At 44.9% G+C, this 9,887-nt stretch carries 7 protein-coding genes; 3 read left to right on the forward strand and 4 right to left on the reverse strand.

From position 1 onward, the window contains the following. Positions 1-6: 6 nt before the first annotated feature. From E5355_RS15800 to E5355_RS15810, 3 genes are all read right to left on the reverse strand, one after another. A complete protein-coding gene (locus E5355_RS15800; RefSeq protein WP_136011099.1) occupies positions 7-1,791 on the reverse strand; it encodes a RagB/SusD family nutrient uptake outer membrane protein in 1,785 nt (594 codons plus the stop codon). A gap of 19 nt (positions 1,792-1,810) precedes the next feature. Continuing rightward, on the reverse strand, positions 1,811-4,882 hold the full coding sequence (locus E5355_RS15805; RefSeq protein ID WP_136011100.1) for a SusC/RagA family TonB-linked outer membrane protein: 3,072 nt from the start codon (positions 4,880-4,882) through the stop codon (positions 1,811-1,813). A gap of 414 nt (positions 4,883-5,296) precedes the next feature. After that, the gene (locus tag E5355_RS15810; RefSeq protein ID WP_136011101.1) at positions 5,297-6,142 is read right to left on the reverse strand and encodes a patatin-like phospholipase family protein; all 846 of its coding nucleotides are present in this window, start codon (positions 6,140-6,142) and stop codon (positions 5,297-5,299) included. Between the two features lie 95 nt (positions 6,143-6,237). On the opposite strand from E5355_RS15810, the gene E5355_RS15815 reads away from it, so the two are divergent. Continuing rightward, positions 6,238-7,437: an aminopeptidase C gene (locus E5355_RS15815; protein ID WP_136011107.1), complete on the forward strand. Its 1,200-nt coding sequence runs from the start codon at positions 6,238-6,240 to the stop codon at positions 7,435-7,437. A 101-nt stretch (positions 7,438-7,538) separates the two neighbouring features. Here E5355_RS15815 and E5355_RS15820 read toward each other — a convergent pair whose 3' ends face one another. Beyond that, the gene (locus tag E5355_RS15820) at positions 7,539-7,799 is read right to left on the reverse strand and encodes a hypothetical protein (protein ID WP_136011102.1); all 261 of its coding nucleotides are present in this window, start codon (positions 7,797-7,799) and stop codon (positions 7,539-7,541) included. A gap of 81 nt (positions 7,800-7,880) precedes the next feature. Between E5355_RS15820 and E5355_RS15825 the strand changes: the two genes are divergently transcribed. Together E5355_RS15825 and E5355_RS15830 are read left to right on the forward strand one after the other, a co-directional pair. Further along, positions 7,881-9,269 carry a tetratricopeptide repeat protein gene (locus E5355_RS15825; protein ID WP_136011103.1) on the forward strand — a complete coding sequence of 463 codons (1,389 nt, stop codon included), beginning with the start codon at positions 7,881-7,883 and terminating at the stop codon, positions 9,267-9,269. 252 nt (positions 9,270-9,521) lie between these two features. Next, complete coding sequence (locus E5355_RS15830; RefSeq protein WP_136011104.1) at positions 9,522-9,815, forward strand: DUF3244 domain-containing protein; 294 nt, start codon at positions 9,522-9,524, stop codon at positions 9,813-9,815. The last annotated feature ends 72 nt before the right edge of the window (positions 9,816-9,887 follow it).

Raw genomic sequence — 9,887 nt, forward strand, 5'->3', positions numbered from 1 at the left:
ATACAATTAGTTGAACGGAGCATAACCGGGATTCTGTACATACTTACCTCCCGAGAATCCGTATTGATTGTTCGGAACCGGATAATACTCATCCTTTCCACCCGTAAAGTGCGCATTGGCATAGTAAATGCGATTGTCTGCCTCCGCAGCGATGTACTTGTTCATGGTTGTTTCCACTATGCCCCAACGAACCAGGTCGAAGAAACGTTCACCTTCCAAAGCCTTCTCCAGACGTGTTTCCCAACGGAGGGCCTGACGGGCATAATCCTGATTCCATACATCAGCAGGATAAGGATTGACAAGATAGTTGGCCGCATTGTGGGAATGGTCGTTGAAATCCTTTACATAGGCGCTGTTTCGGGCACGATTGCGTATCCGGTTAATCAAATCACGGGCAGTTTCGAGTCCATTGCCTTCATTGAGTTCAATAAGAGCCTCAGCTTTCCAAAGAAGGATATCCGCGTAACGTATAATCTGCCAGTTCAACTGTGAAGCCCCCCAAGGCCAGCCATTAAACATATCACTACTTTCCGGAGAAACCCAAAAGCGCTTCGCACAATTATAGCCGTAAGTTTCCTTATCACGCACCCATCCTTCACACGGTTTGTCCGGGTAAGTTTTCCAAGTTATATTAGGACGGCCCACAACAAAATCAAGACGCGGGTCTACATTGGGAGTCGTGTTTTGCAAAGTATAAACACCATTGTTCAGTACCGCCCAACTATAATCAGGCTTTGACTGATAATTAAAATCGGGCAAACCGTTTGCATCTGTCTGGTAAGCATTGATCAAGTCTTGGCTGGGCAAGAAGAAACCGTCGCCTCCGTAAGGGCTGCCTCCGCCCGGAGAATTCAACAGATTGCTCCAGTTGATGCGGCCGGCACTTTCGGTACCGTCATTCATGGAATATTGGATGGCAAAAACAGACTCTTTACCGTTTTCATTAGCTACCAAATCCAATCCCTGGAAATCGTCAAGCAAACCGTAACGGTTGCTGGCAGTCACCTGGTCGCAAAGCGAAACGACTTCCCTCAGCAGCTCTTTATTGATGGAAGTTACGGCATGCGTAGTCTCATCTTGCTGATACGCCTGGTACAGCTTGATTTTAGCCGCATAGGCCAGTGCTATGTATTTATGAATACGCCCTACCTCCGGCTGTGATGCAGGAAGCTGTTCGGCAGCATCAAGCATCTCCTTGGCCAGCATACTCAGAATCTCGTCACGGGTAAACTCATTGTTCGGAATATCCGGATATCGGGAAATCTCAACGTTCTCGTCAAAATAAGGTATCTTGTTGAAAAGCCGGCTCAACTCAAAGTAATAATGGGCACGAAGCACTTTCATCTCCGCAATGCGGGATACACGCCCGTTCACCTGCTCGTCTGTTGCAGCATTCAGTACGCGCAATGCAGAGTTACAACGCTGCACACTGCAATATAGATGGTACCACTTGCTGTCCAGAAATCCATTGGTAGCATCCATATCAAATGTCTCCATACGGTGCACTTCATTAAGGTCACCGACACCGCCACCGCCTTTATAGGCATTGTCCGAACGCACCTCACCATAAGTCCAATTGGAAGTAGGATGACACCATACACTCCAGCTCTGTCCCTCGGGACCACCCAAAGCTGCATACGCAGCATTCACCAAAAGGTCGGCACCTTTTGTAGAAGTCATAATATCTTCGTTCAAGCTACCCTGGGGCTTCAAATCCAGAAACCGGTCTTCATTACAGCTTGCAGTCATCAGCGCTACTGCGCCAAGCATATATAAATGTTTCAATTTCATGATAGTATAGTTTTAAAGTTTAGAAACCAAATGATAATCCCAAAGAGAACGTACGAGGCAACGGATAAGGATAGCCCAGACCTTCAGGGTCGGCACTCGTATAACCGGTAATCGTAAACAAATTCTGAGCCTGGAAATAAATGCGCGCATGACGCATCTTCATCTTGTCGAGAACTGCTTTAGGAAGCGTGTAACCCAATGTCAGGCTTTTCAGCTTGATATACGAACCATTTTCAATATAGAACTCGGAAACCTCGTGCTCATTGTTGCTGTTAAGGGTGGTCAAAGCAGGTACACTGCTATTGTAAACACCTGTCTTTTCAAAATTCTCGTAGGCATGCATGGCATCGAGCAGGCGGGTAGAGTGATTACCGGTCCAGCATTGGAACAAATCCGTATAATATTTGGAGTTGTTATAGGCATCACGAATCATACCGTTGAAGAACATGCTGAGGTCAAAGCCTTTCCAAGATGCCCCAAGATTCAGACCTGCAATCACTTTCGGATTGTCAGAACCCAACCATACACGATCGTTCGTATCAATCGTACCATTACCGTCAGCATCCACGTATTTGATACGTCCTACTCCGGGAGCGCCAAACCGTACATTATATTTGGATTTATACTCATCCACCTCCTGCTGGGTACGGAACACTCCATCTGTCTTGAAGCCCATCCATGAACCGAACGGTTGGCCAACCAAAGTCTTGTCAACACCATTACCGCCACCATAAGTATAGTAAATTTCTTCCGTCAGCTCTGTCACCTCATTTTTGTAGTATGAAAGATTAAATGCTACATTATACTGGAAATCCTTCACCTTATCATTCCAGGTCAATGCCATCTCGAAACCTTTATTGTTCATCGTACCACCATTATACCAGCAGTAACCACCCTCGCCAATGACAGCAATATACGGTTTCTCTACAAGCATATCGCTTGTCTTCTTATCAAAATAATCGAGAGAAGCACTCAGACGTCCGTTCAGGAAAGCGGCGTCCACACCGATATTGAGCTGCCTTGTACTCTCCCACTTCAAATCAGGATTGGTAGACCTCACTTTGTAACCACCGGGAGCCAAAGTTGTTCCATCACCGTTCATGTTGTAGCTTGCATCCTTCAGACTAATCAAATATTTTGTGTAGGGAGCTTCATTATCAATAATATCGTTACCGTTGATACCCCATGAAGCACGTAGTTTCAAATCTGCCAACCAATTTCCGGTCGCTTCCATAAACTTCTCACTCGAGATGCGCCAGCCTGCCGACACTGAGGGGAAGTAATCAACATTATTACCCTTTGCCAAGCGGGAAGAAGCATCACGACGCACCGTAACAGAGGCCAGATACCGTCCTTCATAATCATAGTTCACTTTACCGAAGTAAGATACCATGCCATAATTGGAAGCACCGGCACCTACATTCTTACCGGCAGTCACACCGTCGAGATAAATATAATCTTCATCTTCTATGGCCAGTCCCGTACCATAACCGAACATGGATTCCGAATGGTTCTTCTTAGCCTCTGTACCAAGAAGTGCAGTCAGATTGTTCTTTCCAAATGTTTTGCTATAAGTCACGGTATTAGTCCATACCCAATCCAGCCTTTTGTTGGATGATTGAGTCAGCTTATTGACCTCATCGCGTGCCCATGCCGGCTCAAAGGTTTTGTTGGTTTCATCATAATAGTTCATACCGAAATTGGTTTTCAGCACCAAGTCCTTTATCGGTTCAATTTCAAGGAATGCATTACCGAAGATACGCCAATAATCATGCTTGTTCCGCTTTTCATTCTCCAACAGACGCGCCATGTTTGGGGCATCACCCAAAACATCATTGATGGCATCGTTATAATCGCCATTCTCATCATAAACCGTCTTGGCAGGATGCTGCTTGATGGCATTCTCATCTACACCGGCCGGACTGAGGGTCTGCGTCCAACGATTGACGGCAACGTTCTCGCCTATGCGTAAGCGATTGTCAAGATAATGATAGTTGGAACTGATACGGGTATTGATTCGCTGGAAATTCGTATTCTCTACCAAACCATCGTGGTCGAGATAGTTCAACGCCAACGAGAAAGCCCCATTGTCAGAACCCTTTGAAAGCGTAGCACTGTAATTCTGCATCAAGGCAGTGCGGTAAACCACATCGCGCCAATCCGTATCAACGGCATGTACTTTAGCTCCATTCAGGCCGATGTAGTCCTGAAGTTTGGGAGTTGCACCATTACCATATATTTCGCTGCTTGGCGTAGCGCCATTATTGGCATACTTATAAGCTGACCAGTAAACCTGCCCCCACTCATCAGCATTCAGCATATCAAAACCACATTGATAGCCCTGCAAAGTCAACGACATATCAAAATCCACGCGGGTCTCCCCCTTCTTGGCACGCTTGGTAGTAATGATAATCACACCATTGGCAGCCTGCGCACCATAAATGGAAGCGGAAGCGGCATCCTTCAACACCTGAATGGATTCTACATCATTGGAAGAAAGGATAGACGAGATGTTTTCACGGGTCATCACCCCGTCGATGACATAAAGCGGAGAGTTGGCATCGCCACGGAAAGAAGACTTACCACGTACCAATGTAGAGGTATTTCCACCGCCCGGCGTGCCGTCAGTGGTAATGTTCATACCGGCAACACGTCCCTGCAAGCTCGACAACACATTCCCCGTAGGAATATCCGCCACATCCTTCATCTTGACCACAGCCACCGAACCGGTCAGGCTGGCCTTTTTCTCGGACATATAGCCGGTCACCACTACTTCGTCAATCAACTGGGAATCTTCCGTCAACTCAATGCGTAAAGTGGACTGGGCCTTTACTGTAACGGTTTTATATCCTATATAGGATATGGACAATGTGGCACCGGAAGCCACAGACAGCGTGAAGTTTCCGTCAATATCCGTAATTGTTCCATTACTGTTGGAACCTACTTCCATGACAGAAGCACCGATAATGGATTCACCACTCGATTTTTCAACGACAGTACCTTTTACCTGGACTTGCTGGGCAAAGGAACAGATGCCCGCAAAGAGAAGCACAATTAGTGTGCAAAGCCTGAGACTAATGCTTTTCAACATATCTATTAATTTAAAGTTAATAATAAACCAATTCTGCAATTGAGTTTTGTGTCGGCAAAATTAAGCGATACCGGCATTTTAGCCTATAACAAATGTTACGAAAGGTGGAACTTTTGATACATCCCCTTTCCAAAGGCATTCTACGCGTGTTTTTTGATGAATAAACTTGAATGATTATCCGTAATATTCCCCCATGATACTTTCCACATCACGGCATATCAATGCTAAAGGGAAACAGGATACGTGTATAAGTCTGCCGGGAAGGCAGTATAGGGAAGATATGATTAAAAGGCTTATAATATAGCATTAAAAGGCTTATAATATGATATTAAAAGCCTTTTAATCATACATCACTATGGGAACGAGGTTGGCAGAGACGGTGAAAGAATAAGGATGAAGCATGCAAATAACCGATTACGGGAAGAACCGTTCCGCACACCGGTATCCTTCTTCATAAAGCTCCCTCAGCTTCTTGATGTCACGTTCGATGCGGTCTACCACTACCGGCTTCTGCGGACGAATAACAACGATCTCTCCGGCGGCTTCCATCCGTTCCACCTGCTCCAACTGCCGGTTATAGACCATGCTGCGGCGATTGATGGCTTCACGCAATAGCGGATATTTCCTATATATAAAAGGTGGAACTTTCGTTCCCTGAATTTCCTTACGGTACCCATGATTGCGCGTCAGCACCACCACATTATTGGTAAATCCATCCTGACGGGCACGCATCAAAGGGATACTGTCCACTATACCTCCGTCCAGCATCGGGATGTTGTCCACGTAGGCAATGGGACAGACAAACGGCAGACTGCTCGAAGCACGCACAATATCAATGACGCGCTCCTTGTTCCGCTTCTCCTCAAAGTAGTTCGCTTCGCCCGTCTCGCAGTTGGTGGTCACCATCACATAGCGTTCGGGGCAACGAAAGTATGCCTCGTAGTCGTAGGGAAGTATGTGTTCCGGAAACTCCCGGAACAACAAGTCGAAATCCATGATATTCCGTTTCTTCAACAGATACTTCAACCCGATGTAATTGTATTTTTCCAGCAAGTCGATATTGCTGTACTTGGCACGCCCGCGCTGACCGGACATATAGGAAAGTCCGTTGCAGGCTCCGGCACTGACGCCGATGGTATAGGGAAAGCGAATGCCACGGTCCATAAAGCTGTCGAGCACACCGCAAGTGAAGACGCCGCGCATGCCGCCGCCCTCCAAAACAAGACCGCTACGGTCGTCAATACGTATCATTTTCTCCATAAGTGTCGGAATTAACGCTCCAAAGATAGCTTTTGTTTACGATATTCTACCTATATTTGCAGCTGCAACTATAAATCTATAACATTTTAATCATGATGAAGAAATCAATACTGATTGCCGCATTGGGTCTGCTGAGCGTAAATGCCTTGGCACAAGACACTCCGAAAGAAGAAGGTTTCGTCTTCACCACCGTGAAGGAAAACCCCATCACATCCATCAAAAACCAGAACCGCGCCGGTACATGCTGGTGCTACTCCGGACTGGCGTTCATCGAATCCGAACTGCTCCGTATGGGCAAGGGCGAGTACGACCTCTCTGAAATGTTCATCGTGCACAACACCTATCTGGACCGTGCCGACAAGGCAGTGCGTACACACGGCGACATCTCCTTCTCACAAGGCGGTTCGTTCTATGACGTTGTATATGGCATGAAAACCTTCGGTCTGGTTCCCGAAAGCGAAATGCGTCCGGGCGTGATGTATGGCGACACGCTGAGCAACCACAACGAACTGACAGCCGTATCCAACGCTGTAGTGGCTGCCATTGCCAAAGGAAACCACCGCAGCCTGCAAGCCGACAAAAACAAGACTCCGCTCTGGAAGAAAGCCATTGCTTCCATCCACGACATCTATCTGGGCGAACGTCCCGAAAAGTTCACTTACAACGGCAAGGAATACACCCCGAAGTCTTTCTATGAATCTACCGGGCTGAATGCTGATGACTACATCTCACTGACTTCCTACACGCATCATCCGTTCTACCAGTCGTTCATCCTCGAGATTCAGGACAACTGGCGCTGGGCTTCTTCCTACAACCTGCCCATCGACGAACTGATGCAGGTGTTCGACAATGCCATCAACAAGGGCTACACCATTGCCTGGGGCAGCGACGTAAGCGAACAGGGCTTCACACGCGACGGTATCGCCGTACTGCCCGATGCCGAAAAGGCGCAGGAACTGAGCGGTTCGGACATGGCACACTGGCTGAAGATGAAACCCGAAGAGAAGAAACTCAACACCAAGCCTCAGCCGCAGAAGTGGTGTACACAAGAGGAACGCCAACTGGCCTACGACAACTGGGAAACTACCGACGACCACGGTATGCAGATTTATGGCATCGCCAAAGACCAGACAGGCAACGAATACTATATGGTGAAGAATTCCTGGGGCAAGGCAGGCAAATATGACGGCAAATGGTATGCTTCCAAAGCATTCGTACGCTATAAAACAATGAACATCATTGTGCACAAGGATGCACTGCCCAAGGATATTGCAAAGAAACTGGGTATTAAATAAGAATAAGGGCATTCTTAAAGAAGAACACTTAAAATAGAAAAGGGAAGCATGCCGGTTTTTCGGCATGCTTCCCTTTTTTTCAGATTATTTCCCTACATTTGTCACCTAAACTGACTATAACTATTATGAAACAGCTCCTCTATCTGCCCCTCTTCCTTCTCTTCTGCCTCCTTGCAGCAAGATGTACCGACGAAACTGCCACGCGCCGCCTCGCCATGCTCGATGCAGCCGAACGCCTGCTGCCGACCGATGCCGACAGTACCTCCCTGCTGCTTGCAGGCATCCCCCACCCCGAAGAACTGGGCAACCGCGACTTTGCCAGATATTGCATGCTGTGCGGTCGTTCCACGAACTACACCCATGCAGACACTCTTTCCGTCCACCAATGGAAACGGGCACAGAAGTGGATAGGCAAGCACGGCTCACCCGAAGAACGGGCGCAAGTGGGATTGTTCTTAGGGCGTGCATACGCTGAAGACGGAGAGTGGGATTTGGCGATGCAGATGTATACGGAAGCTCTGCACTATGCCAAGGAATACAAGGTATATAATGTGGCGGGGTATATTTGTACGTATATGGCAGACTTATATCACTTTAAAGATATGTACAATGAAATAAGGGAAAAATATGCAGAAGCCTCCTCCCTATTTTCTAAGGCCGGTAATCTTAAAAGTCAGGTTTATGCTATGAAAAATCTCGCAGTAGAATATGCTTTTATTGATTCATTTCTATACGCAAAGAAAATAATGAAGAAAGCAGACTCAATAGCTTCTACATTGCGCCTCCAAATAATGGATTATAACATAGCTAACGCCTATGCTAACATTTACGATTTACAAAAACGTTATGATTTGGCAGAAAAATATTATAAAAAAGCCATATCGCTTGATGCTCTTCATGGTATGAATGACTCCATAGGTTTAGCAGACATTTATGTTGCATCCGGCAAAATTGATTTGGCAAAAGAGCTAATAGATAAAATGATTCTACGTGATTCACTAAATTATCTCTTAAACGAGCTGTATGTTGAAATCTACAAGTCGAAAAAAGATTATAAAAAGGCACTCCATTTCAATGAAATTTGTTTTAACATATCCGACTCTATAACCATCAAACAAAATAAAGCAAAGGTCTTCGAAATAGAGAAGAAGTACAATCACCTCAAAATACAAGAAGAAAACGGAAGGCTTAAAAATGCCCAGCAACGTTTTCTCATCTACTTTATTATCACTTTGGCGATATTGATAATAAGTAGTATCGTTTTCTATTTTTATCGTAAACATACCAAGATGCAACTGCATTGGCAGGAAGAAAAGTTGTATAGCTTAGATAAAGAGCGTTCCGAAATAGCCGCACAATTATCCGAAGCACGTCACTCTTTGGAAACCATACAAGAAGACAGGGGAGAAAACATAAGATTACAACAAAAGATTCTGTCTCTATCAAAAAAATACAAAGAGTTACAAAAACAACGTTTAGAAGGCTCTGCAATATACAAAAAGCTTTCATCCCTATTGGTAAAGCCACAACCCAATAATAACAAACCATTATTGACGGACAAACTTTGGAATATGCTGGTTATTGAATTAAGTAGAATCTATCCGGGCTTTCGCTCCTCTCTTTATGAACAATGCCCCAATCTATCCGAAGAAGAATGCCGTTATTGTCACCTCCATGTTTTAGGGTTTGATGGAAACAATGAGGCTGTATTGTTAAACATCAATCCTTCTTCTATATGGATGAAGCGTACCAGAATCAAGCAAAAATTGGGTAGTAATCTCTTCAAAGAACAAACATTGCACAATATTTTGGTTGATACATTTCTAAACTAACTATAATACTTAAAACCAGCTCATTACATTAACAGTTGTATAGGTATCCGTATAGGATTTAATTCGTAATCATTTGATTTTCAGCACTAGGTTGTATAGTAAGAAATAGAATGAAATTGCTATGTAAAATTTTATTTCCTATAATTTCGCAGCATCATTAACTGAAAACAAATGTATTATGATGAAACTAAAAACTGTATTATTATGTGTATGCTTGGCCGCACCTTTATTGTCTAATGCAAAAAGACCCTAATTGATTGGACGTATACAACACGCCATACTGACGACCGCAGTTTAGGCCCAGCCATCCCCATCGAAGCCACCTACGATGACGAGCTTCACGAACTCACCTTGATGCTTTTTGATGAAGGCTATTCTATCCTTGTAGAAGTCAAAGATGAAAAAGGCAATGTAATCTACACCGATTATCTTATGATGATTGATGGCAGTAAAGTACAGATTCCTTTAGAAGGACTCGCTATCGGCAAATACACCCTTTCCATTTCAGACGGAGAGGACAATTTTATTGGAGATTTCGTTTATTGATGAAATTAATCTTAAAGCATTAGTGTCCCATAAAAAATAGGGACTAGTTAAACATTAAATAAATTTGGCCCA

Source organism: Bacteroides muris (ex Afrizal et al. 2022) (genome assembly GCF_004793475.1).
GTDB classification, from domain to species: domain Bacteria; phylum Bacteroidota; class Bacteroidia; order Bacteroidales; family Bacteroidaceae; genus Bacteroides; species Bacteroides muris.

Bases quoted from the DNA above. Each gene is read 5' to 3' on its own strand.
- E5355_RS15800 (WP_136011099.1), bottom strand. From the start codon at position 1,791: ATGAAATTGAAACATTTATATATGCTTGGCGCAGTAGCGCTGATGACT.
- E5355_RS15805 (WP_136011100.1), bottom strand. From the start codon at position 4,882: ATGTTGAAAAGCATTAGTCTCAGGCTTTGCACACTAATTGTGCTTCTC.
- E5355_RS15810 (WP_136011101.1), bottom strand. From the start codon at position 6,142: ATGGAGAAAATGATACGTATTGACGACCGTAGCGGTCTTGTTTTGGAG.
- E5355_RS15815 (WP_136011107.1), top strand. From the start codon at position 6,238: ATGAAGAAATCAATACTGATTGCCGCATTGGGTCTGCTGAGCGTAAAT.
- E5355_RS15820 (WP_136011102.1), bottom strand. From the start codon at position 7,799: ATGGGTGTAGTTCGTGGAACGACCGCACAGCATGCAATATCTGGCAAA.